Below are 17780 nucleotides of genomic sequence, written 5' to 3'. Positions count from 1 at the left end.
TCCTTCCATTGTCCCTTACTCAATTCTTGTCAATTCCTCTTATAGTATACTATGACTGCTCTATATTTTCTAGCTTTTCCCAATCCCTTTAAAAGCAAACAGAGGACATCTCATAGATGCCCTCTATCATTCCTTTACAGCTTTGATTGTACTGAAGCAATTTTTCCATCCATTGTGCTCACTTTGTCTTTACGGTCATCAATTTTAATACTGGTTGATATCCGCTGTGCTCCTTCTCCCGCAGGAACCTGGTGTAGTTTTTGTGCCACTTGAAAAAGCTTTTCTATATCTCCCTCAATCACAGTTGACATAGGTGTTAATTGATATTTAATCCCTTCTTCTATTTCTAATAACCGGTGACAGGATGCCACATATTGACTGATACTAGTAGACCCTGTTCCCAGGGGAACCACTGTAATTTCCATAATTGCCATTTGCTTTCCTCCTTTTTCCTCTACATTTATTATATCCATTATATCGACTTTCCCTTCTTTATACAACTTCATGGAGTCACCTCCACTGTAATCAAAATGATTCAATACAATTCCATAAGGATAGATACTGTTATGACACTCAAAAAACGCCTAACGATTCAATCGTTAGGCGTCCTCTGTCATTTGTTTCTTATTATTCTATCATCATCATGATGACTTTTATATGCGTTATGATTAACATACCTTGCCTGGATTTAGTATCCCTCGTGGATCAAAAGATGCTTTAATTCCAGCCATGATAGCCAATGGTGTTGCTCCTAGTGATTCACTTAAATAGGCTTTTTTTGCGATTCCGATGCCATGTTCTCCAGAAACCTGTCCATTAAGTTCCTTAGCACGACTATACATACAATCCATTACTGCATTTAATTTTTCCTTCCACACTTCTTGGGTCAGTTCATCCCTTAAAATATAAACATGTAGGTTACCATCTCCTGCATGACCAAAGCTTCGAATCCTAATATCAAATTCTTTTTGAAGCTCATTGGTATACCTGATAAACTTTGCCACATGATTTCTTGGAACAACAACATCACATTCGTCGATTTGTGTGGTTGATGCTTTAATGGCTTCTAGGAATGCACCCCTTGCTGACCAAATTGCCTCTTGTCTTTCTTGAGTTTCAGAGATATACACGTCTAAAGCCCCTGCCTCTAAACAAATGTGGGCAACGCCTTCATAGGCTCTCTCTACTTCTTCTTTACTATTGCCATCAAATGTCAATAGTAAGTAAGCGTCGGCTGAATTGTCAGGAAATTTCTTCCCCAAAAACTCTTCAGCTGCAATAATTGTATCTCGAACCATAAATTCAACTGCTGTAGGTGTAGATTTTGACTTGATGATCTTAGGAACCGTTTCAATGGCCAACTCCAAATTAGGAAAAGGTACCAATAAACTGATGGCCTTTTTTGGTAGCGGTAATAACTTTAAAATAGCCTTTGTTACAATTCCCAGGGTTCCCTCGGAGCCCACGATCAGATCCTTCAGACTATAGCCCGAGCTATTCTTAACAACCTTACCACCAATTTCTAGTACTTCACCATTTGGCAAAACAACCTCTAGTCCTCGAACAAAATCTCTGGTTACACCATATTTTACAGCTCTCATCCCACCAGCATTTGTGTTGATGTTCCCTGCAATGGTGGCACTCTTTTCACCTGGATCCGGTGGATAAAACAAATCATGCTCCTCAACAAATTTACTGATTTCCATCAACAATACCCCGGGTTCAACGGTTAATGTCAAGTTATCCTCATCTATCTCTAATATTTGATTCATTCTACTCATATTAAGCATAATTCCCCCGTGAATGGCCACTGCTCCACCAACTAATCCTGTCCCTTGCCCTCTTGGTGTCACAGGGATGTTGTTTTCATTGGCATATCTCATAATTCCCGATACTTCTTCAGTTGAACTAGGTTCTACCAATACCTCTGGCATCACCCGTTCCTCTGCTAGCTCATCTCGTCCAAAATCTTCATTGATTTCTTTTCCGAAAAACACTCGTTCCTCACCACATATCGATTTGAAAAAAGCAACGTCTTTTTCATCAACTTTTTTATAACTCATCCATTATCCCTCCTTAAACAGCTTTGATATCCTGTATTAATACTCCAAGTCCTTCTTGAGTAGAATTCTTTAGTTTATCCATTAGTTTAGGTATGATATCGTAAATATCTCCCACAATACTGTAATGAGCTATCTTACAAATTGACGCATTTTCATCCTCATTAATTGCCATAATGCATTCAGAGTTATTCATTCCCGCTGTAAATTGAACTGCACCAGATACGCCACAAGTAATAATTAATTTAGGCCTAACTGTTCGTCCACTGAGTCCAATTTGTCTTCTAGGATCTCCCCAGCCAGCTTCAATTAGAGGTCTTGTGACAGCTACTTGACCACCTAATGCATCCGCAAGGTCATAAATCATTTGCAAGTCCTTTTGAGCTTTGATTCCTCTGCCCGCTACAACAATGACCTCAGCATCTGAGATACTGGTTTCTGCTTCTTTCTTCTCCACTCCTAATACCGTAATGCCTGAAACAAGCTTCTCTTCATCAATTTTGCATAGGGTTACCTTTCCAGATGCTTGCCTCACTCTTTCTGCCATAGACATTACCTTATATCTTACAGTTGCAAATTGTGGTCTGTGATTAGGTGTAATGATCTGGGCCATAATATTTCCACCAAATGCTGGTCGAATCTGTACTAAATCCGAATTTTCCTTTACATCTAACACTGTACAGTCAGCCGTTAGTCCTGTTTTGAATCTAGCAGCCACCCTAGGAGCTAATGACCTACCCACTGTTGTTGCTCCTACTAAAACAGTTGAAGGACTTACTTTGTTTACAAAATCTTCAAAGGCTGCAGTATAGGGTTCAATTCTAAAGTGCTTTAGCGCTTTATGATCATAGGTGAAAACTTCATCAACGCCATAATGCAATAATTCTTCTGCTTTATCACGAATATCCGCACCAATGAAAACTGCATATACAGGATAATTTAGTTTTCCAGCAAGCTCTTTTGCTTTGCCGATCAACTCTATGGTCACAGGGTGGATGACTCCTTCAGTGTGCTCTACATAGACTGCAATTCCCTTCCATAAATCCTTATCAACCTTAGGCATGTCATCTTCTACAAATACAAAAGCACCGTCATAACCTTTTTTCACACAAATTTTACACATTTTACAGGCTCCATTGATTTCCACCTTCCCATTGATAGATTCAATGGCATTAAAAGGACATAGCTTAATAGCCTCTTCTACATTTTTTATCTTTTCTTGATTGACAATCAATCGTCCCATATGATCCCTCCTATCCTTTTTCTATACAAATTTTAATTCTACTAATTTATCCAGCATCTTAGTTGCTAATTCTTGACCTGATCCATTCCATATTTCCTGATCATCGTTGGACTCCGGAGGGAATATCCGCTCCACTTGAGTTGGAGACCCACTTAATCCATACCTTTTTTCATTTTGGTCTTCAAAATCCTTAATAGAAATCACTTGAATTTCTTTGTCTCGAGTAGCTAGTTTTCTCTTAAAAGATGGCAGTCTAGGCTCAAAAATTCCTTTTTCTACTGTGATCAAACATGGATATGTCACTTCAACCAATTCAACTGACTCTGGTAAATCCACCTCTACAACAATTGATTTTTCCTTTAATTCAAGAACTTTTCTCACATTGGCTACGTGAGCAATGCCGAGGTATTCTGCCATTTCAGGTCCTACCTGAGCTGTGTCTCCATCAGTTGTTTGCTTCCCGCAGATGATTAAATCCGTATTCCCAAATTTCTTTGCCCCCTGGGAAAGCGTATACGCCGTTGCTAATACATCTGCACCGGCAAACTTTCTATCAGATAAAAGCATCCCATCGTCAGCACCCATTGTGAAGGCTTCTCTAATTATTTCCATTGATTGTGGTGGTCCCATGCTGATGACATTGACCTTACCACCAGCTTTCTCCTTAATGTACATCGCGCTCTCTAAAGCATATAAGTCGTAGGGATTCATCTTAGAATCAATTCCATCTCTTTTTAAAACCCCTGTTTTTTCATCTACTTCTACCTTTGTCGTACCTGGAACTTGCTTAATACAGACTAAAATATTCATAATATCCCTCCTTGCGTATTTTGGTATGATGGTCTTACCGATAGAGTTGAGAAATGTTTTCTTTTAATTGATTCACTTATGTTTTTTATACTCTATCTGTTTTCTCTCTCGTGGTAGTGTGGTCATACCAGTTCCCATGAACTTAAATTATCACAATGTTTTAAATATTGCAATATAAGTTTAATTTTTAACAACTTTTGCATGGCTTTTTCCTTCCATCCTCAAGGCAAAACATAGCATATGGAGTGGGCTTTGTTTTATGGTTGAAATCGATTCATTTGTTTATGCGACTGGACTATTTAAATATTCTTTCATAATAAATTTAATATGTGCTTGCATAGCCCCGGCAGTCGCATCAGGATCCCGGTTTTCCAATCCTTTGAATATGGCTTCATGCTGGTTAATTAATACTTCCTTGTTTTCCTCACGGATTAAAATCATACCTCGGGCGTCTTTAATAAACTTATCCATCAACTCAGAAATGACATTCAGTACATTTACAAGTAATTGGTTTTTGGAAGATTTAGCAATCAAATAATGAAATTGTTTATCAACAGAGACGCTGGTCTCTTCGTCATCCAGGTCCTTTAAAATCTTCAACTGTTCAATGAGACTTCTAAGTTGTTCTATTTCTTCATCATCAGCTCTTTTGGCTGCTAAATATGCGGCTTCTACCTCTATGATCTTTCTTAGCTCAATAATTTCCTCTGGCTTACTTTGCTGTAGCATAAACATAATGGAGAGTGGCTGAAATAAACATTTCTCAAAACTATGGTTAATATAACTGCCCTCGCCTTGTCTTACGTCAATTAATCCTATGATTTGCAATGCACGTAGTGCCTCACGAATAGAAGCCCTACTCACTTGTAATTCTTCTGCTAAATGTCTTTCCGAAGGAAGCTTGTCACCTTTTTGCAATTCACCATTTACAATCATATCTTGAATCTGTTCTGCCACTTGTTCGTATACTTTTGTACTTTTGATCGGTCGAAACATTACTTCACTCCTCTATCTACTTAAAATATATAGTATAATTTATGCCTTTAGTAGTATTATACTATATATTTACACAATACATATAATTTTAAGGAGAAAGATTTTTTCCTGCTCTCTGTCTGTAAACGTTTTCCACTTTATCGCAATTAAAACAATGTTGGTCCAAAGAGCAGAATCACAGCATAGGCAAATAGACCTGTTACGATGGCATAAATAAATGCCGGAATTGCATTGATCTTGATAATCTCTCCTTCTTTACCAAGTACCCCCACGGTGGTACAGGCTGCCACGACATTATGAACACAAATCATATTACCAGCAGCGCCACCAACTACTTGTAGCCCTAAAATGACTAGTCTTGAAACGCCAATTTGATCTGCTACATTATATTGAAAAGCAGAGAACAAGATATTAGATGTTGTATTACTACCGGACATAAATGCCCCTAATATTCCAATAAACGGTGCAAATAAAGGCCATACTCCTTGGAATAAAGATGCTGCCGCCACCGACATTGTCACAGTCATACCCGCCATCCCCGAAACATTGTTTCCTGAATTTAGCATTACTTGAACCATTGCAATGGCAAATCCAAGTGCAATTGCCGCTGGACCTACCTGTTTCATAGATTTTCCCCAAGTTTCCTTAACCTCTTCCGTTTTCATACCGTGCATGAATATTGTGATAATTGCTACTAAAATAAACGGAATTGTTCCTGGTAAATACAAGTATTGCAATGAGTAATTCAAGCTTGTCCCTAATATTCCTTGCCATCCAAGTGTATAGCTTGTTAGGATATCCTTTAATCCAAAGGCTGGAATTCTTGTGACAACTAAAATGACCGATACTAAGATATATGGCATCCATGCTGTAATAAGTCCCATTTGTTTTTTATCTTCTGGTTCTGATTCTGATGTCGCTGCCAGTTCTTCGGTTCCCGTCCATGAAGCATCCCATTTATCTTTTTTAGGAAAATCCCATACGTTTTTAGGACATAAAAAACCTTTCTTGGTGGCAGGAACCACAATAATCAGTGCGATGAGTGCCCCCGCTAGAGATGGTAATTCAGGTCCAAATAATACCGCGATTGAAATGTATGGTACCACAAAGGCAAGACCTGCAAAAATAGCAAATGGTGCTACTTCAAATGCATCCTTAAAGGACTTTTTCTCACCAAATAGCTTTGTTAGCATCATGACGATGATTAATGGCATCAAAACACCCATGATTCCATGAGGCAGAGCCGACCAGATTCCCACTTGATGGATAAATTCTCCGGTGGTCATTCCTGCTGCTTCTATTTGAGCTACGGTTTCAGGTGAGCCCAATACAGATGTGACTCCACCGATAACTGGTGTTCCTACTGCACCGAAACTAACCGGTGTACTATTTCCTACCAATGCCACCATGGCCGCCGCCAGCGGTGGGAAGCCTAACCCGACTAGTAATGGTCCTGCTAGAGCTGCTGGTGTTCCAAATCCTGCTGCCCCTTCTATAAAAGCAGTAAATAAGAAAGCAATAATGATTGCTTGTATCCTTCTATCTGGGGTAATACCATAAAAGCCCTGACTAATTACTTTCATCGCTCCACTATTTTGTAGTGTATTCATTAATAAAATGGCTCCAAATACAATAATTAAAATATTAAAGGCACTTAGTCCGCCAAATACAGTGGCTCCAGCTAACCATTGAAAAGGCATTCCCCACACCCCAAGTGCTAATAATGCTGCTACTCCCCAAGCCACTGGCATTACCTTCTTAGCCGGCCAAGCAAACTTCACCATTAAAACCACGGTTAATATGATTGGTAGTGCTGCGAGTATTGCATGTAACATTTGAAATCCCCCTTATTCATTTTGTTATTTCGTTTGCGTATTATGTCTCCCCTATGATTTCACACCCATTATTTTTTTCTTACATAGTTCTTTTTAATTAAATAATGACTTCCACAACCACTTAATCTCTTTTATAGCAGCCTCCCTTCTTGAATTTGTGACATCTCTCAAGCGGTATTTATTGGTAATCTCGTAGGGTCATCCTATGGTCTTACCGCTCTATCTTACTATATAATTCTACTCATTTCAACTCTTCTTTTAATATTCTTGCTTAGTTCAGAAAATTTACATATATTCCACTGAAATCTTCTATATAGTTACACACTTTCCAATCACTTCATTGTAATTGATGTATTCTTGGCAATTTCCATTTAGTTGGTACTATTTCCCGTTATTTTTTTAACTATAATATGCAGGATTTTTATTTGTTCTTGCATTTGTTTGTTTTCCCACTACTTCCCCTTATTTCTAGTGCACCGGCTTAGGAAATTTGAAACATCAGAAAAACTAATGAGGGTCTGATCCCCCAAAGTAGAATCTTCATAAACCGATGATTTTCTATTAATTTAGTATGTTATAATTTAATACATACCAATCAATGATTTCGAAAGGAGTTACCCTATGCTCATACTTTTGTATCTACTGCTCATTGTGATAATCATTGTACTGATTCCCTTTGTGTATCGGATTTCAGTATTAATCGGTCAACGGATCGGAAAGTTAGCCATTGAATATCATGAAGATAAGGATAAGTTTCAACATCTAAAGAAAAAAGACAAGAAAAGTACAAAAGACAAAAAAAATATAAAAGAAGAGTAGACCGTCAAAATGACAGTCTACTCTTCTTTTATTGGTTCAAGGAAATGATATCCTCAATTTATTTTATTCATTAGAAGCGATAATACTAATACCATCCTCTGTACTTCATAGCAGTGGCAATTCGCTTAATTGACATCATGTATCCAGCAGTTCTCATGTCAACATTATGCTCATGCATTAATGTCCAAATATCATCGAATGATTTAACCATTAATTTTTCTTGTTTTTCTTGGACTTCTTCAAAGGACCAAGAGTATCTCATTAGATTTTGTACCCACTCAAAGTAAGATACCGTAACCCCACCAGCATTTGCTAAAATATCTGGTACAACAATGATTCCTTTATCATACATAATTTTGTCAGCTTCTGGTGTCGTTGGTCCATTTGCACCTTCACTTACAATTTTAGCTTTGATATCGTTTACATTTTTCAAAGTAATTTGGTTTTCTAATGCACATGGCATTAAGATATCTACATCCATTCCAAATAATTCATCTCTATGCAATTCCTTTTGTGCTCCTGGGAATCCTTGTACTTGTTTGTTTCCTTTTACGTACTCAATCAGGGCATCAATATCTAATCCATTTTCATCGAAAATACATGCAGTATGATCAGAAATTGCCGTTACCTTTGCTCCCATACCAACCATGTATATAGCTGCGAAGCTTCCTACATTTCCGAATCCTTGAATTGCTACAGTCGCACCATTTAATGATAGACCAATTTTTTTAGCAGCATCTCTTGCCATAATCGCAACACCAAAACCAGTTGCTTCATTTCTAGCAAGGGAACCATAAAAGTCCACAGGCTTTCCTGTAAATACGCCCGGTGCAAACTCACCAGTGGTTTTTTGATATTCATCTATAAACCAAGACATAACCTGTCCATTTGTTCCAACATCTGGTGCTGGAATATCAACTTTTTCACCAATGATTGGTGCAATCGCTCTTGCATATCCTCTTGACAATCTTTGTAACTCACCTTGAGATAAATCTCTAGGGTCTACTGTGATTCCACCTTTTCCTCCACCATATGGCACACCTACAACGCCACATTTGAATGTCATCCATGTAGAAAGAGCCTTCACTTCATCTCTGTTTACATCTTGATGAAATCTTACGCCACCTTTAAAAGGACCTACAGCATCATTATGCTGAGACCTGTAACCAACAAAGGATTTCAAACTTCCATCGTCCATCTTTACTGGAATAGCCACTTCCATTACTCTCATTGGGTTTTTCAGGATTTCATAAACAGCATCCTCTACCCCTAGCTTGTCACATGCACCTTTTACTTGTTGCTGTGCAATTTCAAACGGATTAAGTGTTTTTTCAGACATTTTCTATAACCTCCTATAGATATGTGAATTCTAAAACCAAAGCATAACCTTAGATGTTACTCTATTTTAAAAAAGCCAAGCTTCCTTAAAATCAAATATGAATATTCTAAATCTTAAGTAGTGTTAAAAAAATAACTATTTAATGGGAAAAACACAAAAAAATTTGCTTATTTCAGCTAATTCAGATGGCTACAACCCTTTCAGAAGCTCACACTAGCATTATACCATATCCTAAGAAAGCTTGTAAACCTTTTCTATAGGATCACCAAGCTTTTCACATGAATATTGACTGCAAGTACGTGAAAGGAAGTCATCTCCTCAATTTCATACTTAATCTGACTCTGTACTAACTCCGCTAAAGATTTAATGGGATTCCCATAAACCCCTTTAATATCTGCATAAATCAACAGTCCTGAGTTTGTGTTTTTTATATCAATCCTTTGCACTTGATAGACTCCAATTACTTTTCTAGATGCATAATAGATCAATTCTTCAATTACGCGGTCAGAAATTGTATATTTTCCCAAATAACTAAATGTAGGTCTCACAACAGACTTTTCTTCCAACTCCTGTTGTTCTTCTTTACCGAAATTCCTGAAAACTTTCAATGGATTGAGAAAATAACCGGAAAAGTGTTTTTTAATCTCAAATGTAGGCGCTGGAATCACATGTTTTCCTTCATACTTCCGATGTTTTATTGCAATTTTTATTTCTTCCTCTGTAGAAATATCATGAATATAGACCCGCTCTTTTATTGTTCCAAAACTTAGGGTTTTAACAATTGCTTCCACCATTTTATCTGAAGTACCCAGTATTAATATACTTTTAGGTTGTTCTTTTTTTATGATCTTTATGATTTCATCTCGATGCTTCTCATCTAAAAACAAAGCTCTTTTAATAGCTGCTAGCCTGGACCGTTCTCTTTTAGCTGAAAATCCACCTAATACTTTATTGCCACTAATCAATAAGCCATCATCAATGATGTAATTAATCTTCTTTTCCTTTGCTAAATGAATTGCCCTATAGCTCTTTCCCGTACCACTGGACCCCACTAGAACGATTACTTCCATGAATCCACCTCCTGTTCTTTTCTTATAAAGATTTTATCTTTTGACTATAACGAGTTCACTTCTATCATACCATAGTCTTTTCTGAAATAACAAAATTTACACTGATAATCATTATAAATTAGCCCTTTTTTATAAAAAAATGAGTTTCTCTATTGTCTGTCCTCATTTTTATGGCTATAATACAATTAAAGTTCCAAATAAAATATACATAGGGAGGCTATTATAATGGCTTATAAAATCAATGAATCATGTATCAATTGTGGCGCATGTGAACCAGAATGTCCAGTAGATGTAATCACAGCAGGAGATGACATTTATGTAATCGAAGAAGATGGATGTATCGATTGTGGTGCTTGTGCCAACGTTTGTCCTACAGACGCACCTCAACCACAATAATTTCTAAATACAAGTAATTAATAACCCCATGACCTAATTGCTCAAGGGGTTATTTTTATTTCTGTCCCATTGCTACTCTTTTCCTTATGGAGCATATCTAGCTTTACTAAAAATTTTAAAATCGCCTTTTCTTCATTAAATGTAAAATCTCCAAGCAAATGAAATAAATTTCCTTTTTCCCTCTCAAAAATCTGATAGACAGTGTCTTTTCCTTTATCTGTTAACATAAGTAAATACACTCTTCCATCATATCGACACCTCTTTTTCGTCACATACCGGCTAGATTGAACTCTCCCTAGCATGGTTGCGAAAACATTCCGGTCCAAGGCTAACGCTTCCATTACCTCTGCCATCTTCCCCTCTTTCTGTTCACCAATCTCCTTAAGCAAAAGAAGCTCACTAATCGTCAGCTGATCACCATCATTCTTAATTCCTTTTCTATCCAAGGACAAAACAGTCTTCACTGCCTTCTCAGTATATTCATAAATTTGCGAGTAATAACTTCCCATTTCATCACCCTTTATTATAATATGCAATAAAAAACCCAGGTTTTTGGGTTTTATTCTTGGTCAAATTCTTGGCTTAATAAAAATGAAAGTGTAAATAAACTTTCACTTAAATGGACATTTTCCACAATAATTTCCTCAGGCACCTTTATATCAATTGGAGCAAAGTTCCAAATTCCTTGCACTCCAGCCTCACTTAGTTTCGTTGCCACATCTTGTGCTACTTTCTTTGGCGTACAAATTACACCAATCCTCACTTGGTTTTTCTTAATAAACTCCTCTAATTGATCCACATCATGTACTGCAATGTCTCGTATCCGCATCCCAATCATTTTAGGATTTGAATCAAATAGCGCTAAAGTACTAAACCCAAATTTATCAAAGTTAGTGTAGTTGGCAATTGCCTGCCCTAAATTTCCAGCACCTACAATAACAGTAGGGTAACTTTGATACAGTCCTAAAATTTTTCCGATCTCATTGTATAATTCCTCTACATTGTAGCCATATCCCTGCTGGCCAAATCCACCAAAACAGTTTAAGTCTTGTCGGATTTGTGAGGCTGTGAATCCTATTAGTTTACTTAGTTCCTTTGATGAAATCCGATAAGTTTCTTGATCTAGTAAATCCTTTAGATACCTATGGTATTTAGGTAAGCGACGGATCACCGCCATGGAAATGTTGCTATATTCTCTAGTCATATTATCTACTCCCACTATTATTTTTTTATTGAAATGTTTTAATGTTTTAATATTAAAATATTCAAACTATTCACCATTAGTTTATTGATATCAGTATATCATGTTATGACATTTAACAATCACCTAAATGATTCTTTCTTTTTCCGCGCCCCACACCGTCCTGAAGCTCAATTGTGATTTTACTACGTTGGACTTTTAACGTTTTTTCACTTATTATAGCAACATTTCCCTAAAGTGTCAATGCAACCTCAATGATTGTGTTACAATTACACTTTAAGGAATGTTTATTTTTTGCTAAAATAAAACGTACGCAATTGATATATAATCCAACTTAACTCATATGAGTCTGAGCAATACACTGAGAATTTTACTAAGGAGGAAAAATTATGATTATTTTATCTTGTAATAATATAACCAAATCATTTGGAATTGATGTAATATTGAAAGACATTAGCTTTAGCATTAATACTGGAGATAAAATTGGCTTAGTTGGCATCAATGGTGCTGGAAAGTCTACTTTGTTTAAAATTTTGACTGGTCAACTTGCCTACGATGACGGAAATTTGTATTTGGGAAAATCAAAGGTAATTGGACATTTAGAGCAAAGTGACCAATTAGATGAGCAAAATACCATTTTAGCAGAAGGTTTATCGGTTTTCACTTATTTAATTGACATGGAAAACCATCTCAGATCCTTGGAACTGGAGATCGCGTCCTTAGGGGATGACCCTAGCCAATCTACTCTGTTAGAAAAAACAATGTCACAATACGCAACACTTTTAGATGATTTCAACCGAGAAAATGGTTATGGATTTCGCAGTACTGTGAGGGGTGTTCTACGAGGATTGGGCTTTACCGAGGATGAATTTGAACAACCAATTTATCAATTGAGCGGTGGACAAAAAACCCGAGCTGCTTTAGCGAAATTATTACTTTCAAAGCCAGATATTCTATTATTGGATGAACCCACCAACCATTTAGACATTGGAGCTGTGGAATGGTTAGAAGGCTTTTTAAGAGACTACGATGGCACACTTTTAATGATTTCCCACGACCGCTATTTTTTAGATCAGTTGGTCAATCGGGTATTTGAAATTGAACACCAAGGCTTAAAAACCTACACTGGTAATTATTCTACCTTTACAAAAAAGAAAGCCCAAGAACAAGAACAGCAACACAGGGTCTATCAAGCCCATCTAGAGGAGGTCTCCCGCCAAAAAGATATTGTACGGAGATTTAGACAGCATGGTACGGAAAAGCTGGCTAAACGGGCTCATAGTCGCGAGAAACAGTTAGAAAAAATCGAAGAGGTAGAAAAACCTCAGGCCTTTCAAAAACGTGCTAAAATGAGGTTTGAAACCCAGATAAAAAGTGGTAACGATGTATTAACTGTTGAAAATTTATGTAAATCCTTTGATGAACACCTCTTGTTTGAAAACCTAACCTTTGATCTTTACCGAGGGGAAAAAGTGGCGTTGATTGGCCCTAATGGTGTGGGTAAAACCACACTGTTCAAAATCTTAACAGAAGAAACAGTACCAAGCGCTGGTGATTTCAAATTGGGCCATCAGGTGCATATTGGCTACTATGACCAAGAACAACGAAATTTACATTTAGATAAAATCGTTATAGATGAAATTTGGGATGAGCACAAAAAACTGGACCAAACAGAAGTACGTACCCTTTTAGGCTCCTTTCTGTTTCATGGGGACGATGTCTTTAAGCCCGTCGATACATTAAGTGGTGGTGAACGTTCTCGTATTTCTCTTTTAAAGCTCATTTTATCTAAATCAAATTTCTTACTTCTAGATGAACCTACAAATCATTTAGATATTGACTCTAAGGAAGTGTTAGAGGAGTCATTAGTTGACTATGATGGTACCGTATTTGCCATCTCCCACGACCGTTATTTTCTTAATCGCGTCGCCACTAAGGTCATTGAGCTTTCTACTAATGGGATCGAGGTTTTCCATGGTAATTATGATTATTATATAGAAAAGAAAAAGGAACAGCTGCTAATGGCTGAACCTGCCACCTATCAAGAACAGACCAAGACCCATTTAAAGGATGTTCGTCGTAAAGAACGAGATGAACGCAACCGGTTAAAACAGGAGACTCAACAGCGTGAAAAAATAGAAACCGACATTTTAGAATTAGAGGAGCGTCTTAACGCCCTTGAATCCCTAATGTGCCAAGAGGATATTTATACGGATCCCCAAAAAAGTCGGGAGGTTCACCAAGAAACCCTAACCACGAAACAATCCTTAGAAAAACTTTATGAAGAATGGGAAAATAGCGTTGACAACTAGGGAAAATATTTCTTTTATATTTTCAATAAAGGCATATTTCATGGAATCTGTGCATACATTTTGAATAAGACTTTTTCTGTCCACATCCATCCACAAGTTATTCACAGAATCCACAAGTTTATCCACAGAATCATTTGGCTTATTTGCTACTTCTTCACAATCCCTCCACACTATACACAGTTATTTATCTAACAACTTGTTAGCATTCGCTTTATGCTTTCTTCACAACCCATGGCGCACTTAAATAAAACCCCCAATTCCTCGATGGAATTAGGGGTTTTAAAGTATGGATGGATTATTTCTTCAGGCTATGTAATGCTGCTTCTAAAGATTTAATCTTTTTTTGATTATCCTCTTTTTCACTTAATAAAGAATCAATTACTGCATGCATATGATCCATTAGTTCCAACAATTCTCCATTGTCCATGGTTTTATCTACTTTTCTCATCCAAGATAGCTTTTCCATCATGGCAACCCCCTTTAAAGTTTTCAACATTAGTTTATCTTGGGTGTATTGCTAGAATTCCCACTATGATACGTGGCGGATTCAGCGCGACATCCCTCTAAATAAACGCCACTATAACTCAGAGGAACAAAATTGACTTCGTCAATATTTGTTTTCGCTAAGGAACCCTAGGTTCCCTTCGACGGTCTTACGACCTGAGCACCCTCCTTAATACGACAGAGGGGAATCCCCTCTGTACTCCCCAATGTATAGGAAATTAAAGACCATAATTTTCTATACATCAACAAAGCTTCCCTCTGACTTAAGTCTCGTTTTATCACTTTGATTATAACATAGGGATTGCAAGGATTATACAAACAATGTTATGTAATAATGGCAAATTCAGCCATCTATTCTCCTATTTTCAAATTAGAAATGGCATTAATATCTAAGTTAGATTCTAAGCCTCTTATATAGTTATAATAGCCAACACATCCAATCATTGCTGCATTATCTGTGCAAAGCTCTAGAGAAGGATATTTCAAGTTAATTCCCTTTTCTTCACAGGCCTTTGTTAAATCTCTCCTTAATCCACTGTTGGCTGCCACCCCTCCAGCCAATACGATCTGAGCTGCCCCCTTGTCCAGGGCACATCGAATGACTTTTTCAACCAAAACATCAACCACTGCCTGTTGGAAGCTTGCTGCCACATCAGCCAGTACAATTTCATGGCCCTTCATTTTTTCGGAGTTTATGTAGTTCAATACAGAGGACTTCAATCCACTAAAGCTAAAGTCTAAACTCCCTACTTCTAAATAAGCCCTTGGAAAATTAATGGCTTGGGCATTTCCCTCTCGGGCTAATTGATCAATGATTGGGCCTCCTGGATAACCCAGTCCTAATGCCCTGGCGATTTTATCAAAGGCTTCCCCTGCTGCATCATCCCTTGTTCTACCCAATACTTCATACTGACCATAATCCGTCATATGAACAAGATGTGTATGCCCACCCGATACAATCAAGCAGATGAAGGGTGGCTCCAAGGTGGGATGTTCGATAAAATTAGCATAGATATGCCCTTCAATATGGTTAACAGCATTTAAGGGAATTTCTCTTGCATAGGCAATTGCTTTCGCCGCAGAGAGTCCTACCAGTAGCGCTCCTACTAATCCAGGTCCATGGGTCACGGCTACATGTGATAACCCATCAAAGGAAATATCCGCCTCCCTTAAAGCATCCTCAATCACTTGATTAATATTTTCAATATGTTTTCTAGAGGCTACTTCAGGTACAACACCACCAAATTTCTGATGTTGTTCAATTTGTGATGAAATCACATTTGATAAAACTGTCCGTCCATTTTCCAGCACACTAACAGAAGTCTCATCACAGCTAGATTCAATGGCCAATGTTATGATCTTCTCTTCATTTTTCTTTTGTATCATTTTTTTCGCTCCTTCAATTAAAATGAGACCTAATGATGAGGACATTTTGGCTGCCCTCCAATACGTAACCCTATTATATCCTATTTCTTTTAATTAATCGACGCACAGCAACCATCACTTCCGCCATTTGACAATTATTTTGTTGATGATTTTCATATTTTTTGAGCAGAATATAAGTAGACAACCGAAAGTTGGTATTTTGACTTTCGTGTTGGTCACTTAGTTAGAAATATTGTGATTCCTTTCCTTCATAATAATCCTAAGGAATCATAAGATTGCCTAACTACATTGATTTTAACTTTTATGTTAGTCACTTAGTTTGTTTATCCATAAGTAGACAACCGAAAGTTGATACTTTAACTTTCGCGTTGGTCACTTAGTTAGAAATATTGTGATTCCTTTCCTTCGTAATAATCCTAAGGAATCATAAGATTGCCTAACTACATTGACTTAAACTATTGTCACAGTCACTTAGGAGGTGATTATATGCCTCGTCGTCATCGTCGTCCCGCCCCCACCCGTAAAACCTACAGTCAAAAACTAGGAGAAATGAATGTGATGCCAGATGGTATGCTGGAAGCCATTGATGCAACCGATTTAGCTATTCTAGCCATTGAACAAGGTGCTCGAGGAGAACAAACAGATAGGCAAGATCAACAAACTTGATTCAGCAATACCTAAGGAGGTCAGAAATCATTCTGATTTCCTTTACAGTTTCACCTGTCTAAAACTTTCATCTACACCTATACTTCTGTTTTCAGTACAAAATATAACCCCAATTTCCACTGGAATCTTTTCTTTGCAGAAAATCACGAATTCCTTTATTTCTGCTTGTTTCAGTTCTTCATACACCCCTTCTATCACGATGAATTTAGGCTTAGCCACCAAGGCCTTAGCCAACTTAACCTGCCACCTTTCCAATGAACCCAAGGTCTCAATCTCTCTATTCCGTAGGGAGAGGATTTCTAGCTCCTCCAGCACTCTTTGGCTTTGTCTTTTCCATTTGGTGGGATAAACGCCACCATATTTCAATTGCATTTGAATGTTTTTTTCAACATCAAAATGATTCATCAGCCCTTTTTTGGGACTCATTATAATAAGCTGTTTTTTTCTAAGGTGAGCCCACTGCGAAGCACTGTAGCATTGGGTATCTACTCCTTCATAATAGAAATGCCCCTCTGTGGGGCGGAGAGTCCCCTCTAAAGCCTTAACTACTAGCTGGCAGACATGAGGCCCCTGAAGTTGAATCCACTCTCCTTGAGCAATCTCTATTGAAAAATCATTTAAAACCCTTTGTCCTTCAAGGGTAATTGTCATCCCATCTAATTTAATCAAGACATTGCCTCCCTTTCGAATCACCTCTATAAATCCTTCCACATAATGATGGCATCTTCCCCATTATCATGATAATATCCAGGGCGGATCCCAGAGATAATAAACCCCATTCCTCTATAGAGCTGTTGTGCAATTAAATTAGATTTTCGTACCTCTAGGGTCAATCGCAATAAATTTGCTTCCTTTGCAACCTCCATCAATCCCAAAACAATTTCTTTTCCGATTTTTTGTCCCTGGTACTCAGGATGAACTGCGATATTGGTAATGTGTCCTTCATCTATAATTAACCACATCCCCCCATATGCCACCACATTCTCATTGACTTCTGCCACAACATATCTGGCTAGCTTGTTTTCCTTAAGTTCCTTTTCAAAGGCCCCTTTGGTCCAGGGTATAGCAAAGCAGTGTGTTTCGATAATCAGTACCTGCTCTATATCTTGCCTATTCATTTTTCTAACACTGATTGGGTTCATG

General features: G+C 37.6%; 18 protein-coding genes. 4 read left to right on the top strand and 14 right to left on the bottom strand.

Going from position 1 to position 17780, the window contains the following annotated elements:
* Positions 1–134: 134 nt before the first annotated feature.
* The 6 genes from AMET_RS04060 to AMET_RS04035 all read right to left on the bottom strand — a co-directional run bounded on the left by AMET_RS04060 (position 135) and on the right by AMET_RS04035 (position 6944).
* Positions 135–506 (bottom strand): MTH1187 family thiamine-binding protein, encoded by a 372-nt coding sequence (locus AMET_RS04060; RefSeq protein ID WP_012062090.1) that lies wholly within the window; start codon positions 504–506, stop codon positions 135–137.
* A 162-nt stretch (positions 507–668) separates the two neighbouring features.
* Complete coding sequence (locus tag AMET_RS04055; RefSeq protein ID WP_012062089.1) at positions 669–2063, bottom strand: FAD-binding oxidoreductase; 1395 nt, start codon at positions 2061–2063, stop codon at positions 669–671.
* A gap of 13 nt (positions 2064–2076) precedes the next feature.
* Positions 2077–3303 (bottom strand): electron transfer flavoprotein subunit alpha/FixB family protein, encoded by a 1227-nt coding sequence (locus AMET_RS04050; protein ID WP_012062088.1) that lies wholly within the window; start codon positions 3301–3303, stop codon positions 2077–2079.
* Between the two features lie 21 nt (positions 3304–3324).
* On the bottom strand, positions 3325–4113 hold the full coding sequence (locus AMET_RS04045; protein ID WP_012062087.1) for an electron transfer flavoprotein subunit beta/FixA family protein: 789 nt from the start codon (positions 4111–4113) through the stop codon (positions 3325–3327).
* A 282-nt stretch (positions 4114–4395) separates the two neighbouring features.
* Positions 4396–5109, bottom strand: coding sequence for a FadR/GntR family transcriptional regulator (locus AMET_RS04040; protein WP_012062086.1), 714 nt, complete (start codon positions 5107–5109; stop codon positions 4396–4398).
* 146 nt (positions 5110–5255) lie between these two features.
* The gene (locus AMET_RS04035) at positions 5256–6944 is read right to left on the bottom strand and encodes an L-lactate permease (protein ID WP_012062085.1); all 1689 of its coding nucleotides are present in this window, start codon (positions 6942–6944) and stop codon (positions 5256–5258) included.
* A 621-nt stretch (positions 6945–7565) separates the two neighbouring features.
* Here AMET_RS04035 and AMET_RS04030 point away from each other — a divergent pair.
* On the top strand, positions 7566–7763 hold the full coding sequence (locus AMET_RS04030; RefSeq protein ID WP_012062084.1) for a hypothetical protein: 198 nt from the start codon (positions 7566–7568) through the stop codon (positions 7761–7763).
* A gap of 85 nt (positions 7764–7848) precedes the next feature.
* On the opposite strand, the gene AMET_RS04025 is transcribed toward AMET_RS04030, so the two are convergent.
* Positions 7849–9102 carry a Glu/Leu/Phe/Val family dehydrogenase gene (locus tag AMET_RS04025; RefSeq protein WP_012062083.1) on the bottom strand — a complete coding sequence of 418 codons (1254 nt, stop codon included), beginning with the start codon at positions 9100–9102 and terminating at the stop codon, positions 7849–7851.
* A gap of 254 nt (positions 9103–9356) precedes the next feature.
* Complete coding sequence (locus tag AMET_RS04020) at positions 9357–10172, bottom strand: Asp23/Gls24 family envelope stress response protein (RefSeq protein WP_012062082.1); 816 nt, start codon at positions 10170–10172, stop codon at positions 9357–9359.
* Positions 10173–10397: 225 nt separating this feature from the next.
* Here AMET_RS04020 and AMET_RS04015 point away from each other — a divergent pair, with 225 nt between their 5' ends.
* Positions 10398–10568: a DUF362 domain-containing protein gene (locus tag AMET_RS04015; RefSeq protein ID WP_012062081.1), complete on the top strand. Its 171-nt coding sequence runs from the start codon at positions 10398–10400 to the stop codon at positions 10566–10568.
* A gap of 41 nt (positions 10569–10609) precedes the next feature.
* Here AMET_RS04015 and AMET_RS04010 read toward each other — a convergent pair whose 3' ends face one another.
* The gene (locus tag AMET_RS04010; RefSeq protein ID WP_012062080.1) at positions 10610–11077 is read right to left on the bottom strand and encodes a MarR family winged helix-turn-helix transcriptional regulator; all 468 of its coding nucleotides are present in this window, start codon (positions 11075–11077) and stop codon (positions 10610–10612) included.
* A 50-nt stretch (positions 11078–11127) separates the two neighbouring features.
* On the bottom strand, positions 11128–11772 hold the full coding sequence (locus tag AMET_RS04005; protein WP_012062079.1) for a redox-sensing transcriptional repressor Rex: 645 nt from the start codon (positions 11770–11772) through the stop codon (positions 11128–11130).
* A 386-nt stretch (positions 11773–12158) separates the two neighbouring features.
* On the opposite strand from AMET_RS04005, the gene AMET_RS04000 reads away from it, so the two are divergent.
* Entirely contained in the window at positions 12159–14081 is a 1923-nt protein-coding gene (locus AMET_RS04000) for an ABC transporter ATP-binding protein (protein WP_012062078.1), read from the top strand.
* A gap of 295 nt (positions 14082–14376) precedes the next feature.
* On the opposite strand, the gene AMET_RS25525 is transcribed toward AMET_RS04000, so the two are convergent.
* Positions 14377–14577, bottom strand: coding sequence for a hypothetical protein (locus AMET_RS25525; RefSeq protein WP_157047147.1), 201 nt, complete (start codon positions 14575–14577; stop codon positions 14377–14379).
* Between the two features lie 359 nt (positions 14578–14936).
* Complete coding sequence (tsaD, locus tag AMET_RS03995; RefSeq protein ID WP_041721372.1) at positions 14937–15971, bottom strand: tRNA (adenosine(37)-N6)-threonylcarbamoyltransferase complex transferase subunit TsaD; 1035 nt, start codon at positions 15969–15971, stop codon at positions 14937–14939.
* Positions 15972–16457: 486 nt separating this feature from the next.
* Between tsaD and AMET_RS03990 the strand changes: the two genes are divergently transcribed.
* Positions 16458–16637: a hypothetical protein gene (locus tag AMET_RS03990; RefSeq protein WP_012062075.1), complete on the top strand. Its 180-nt coding sequence runs from the start codon at positions 16458–16460 to the stop codon at positions 16635–16637.
* A gap of 42 nt (positions 16638–16679) precedes the next feature.
* Here AMET_RS03990 and AMET_RS03985 read toward each other — a convergent pair whose 3' ends face one another.
* Together AMET_RS03985 and rimI are read right to left on the bottom strand one after the other, a co-directional pair.
* Positions 16680–17306: an ATP-binding cassette domain-containing protein gene (locus tag AMET_RS03985; RefSeq protein ID WP_157047146.1), complete on the bottom strand. Its 627-nt coding sequence runs from the start codon at positions 17304–17306 to the stop codon at positions 16680–16682.
* A gap of 26 nt (positions 17307–17332) precedes the next feature.
* On the bottom strand, positions 17333–17779 hold the full coding sequence (gene rimI / locus AMET_RS03980) for a ribosomal protein S18-alanine N-acetyltransferase (protein WP_012062073.1): 447 nt from the start codon (positions 17777–17779) through the stop codon (positions 17333–17335).
* Position 17780: the final 1 nt, after the last annotated feature.

This window comes from Alkaliphilus metalliredigens QYMF, from assembly GCF_000016985.1.
Classification (GTDB): domain Bacteria; phylum Bacillota; class Clostridia; order Peptostreptococcales; family Natronincolaceae; genus Alkaliphilus_A; species Alkaliphilus_A metalliredigens.
This window is presented reverse-complemented; position numbering and strand designations above follow the sequence as displayed.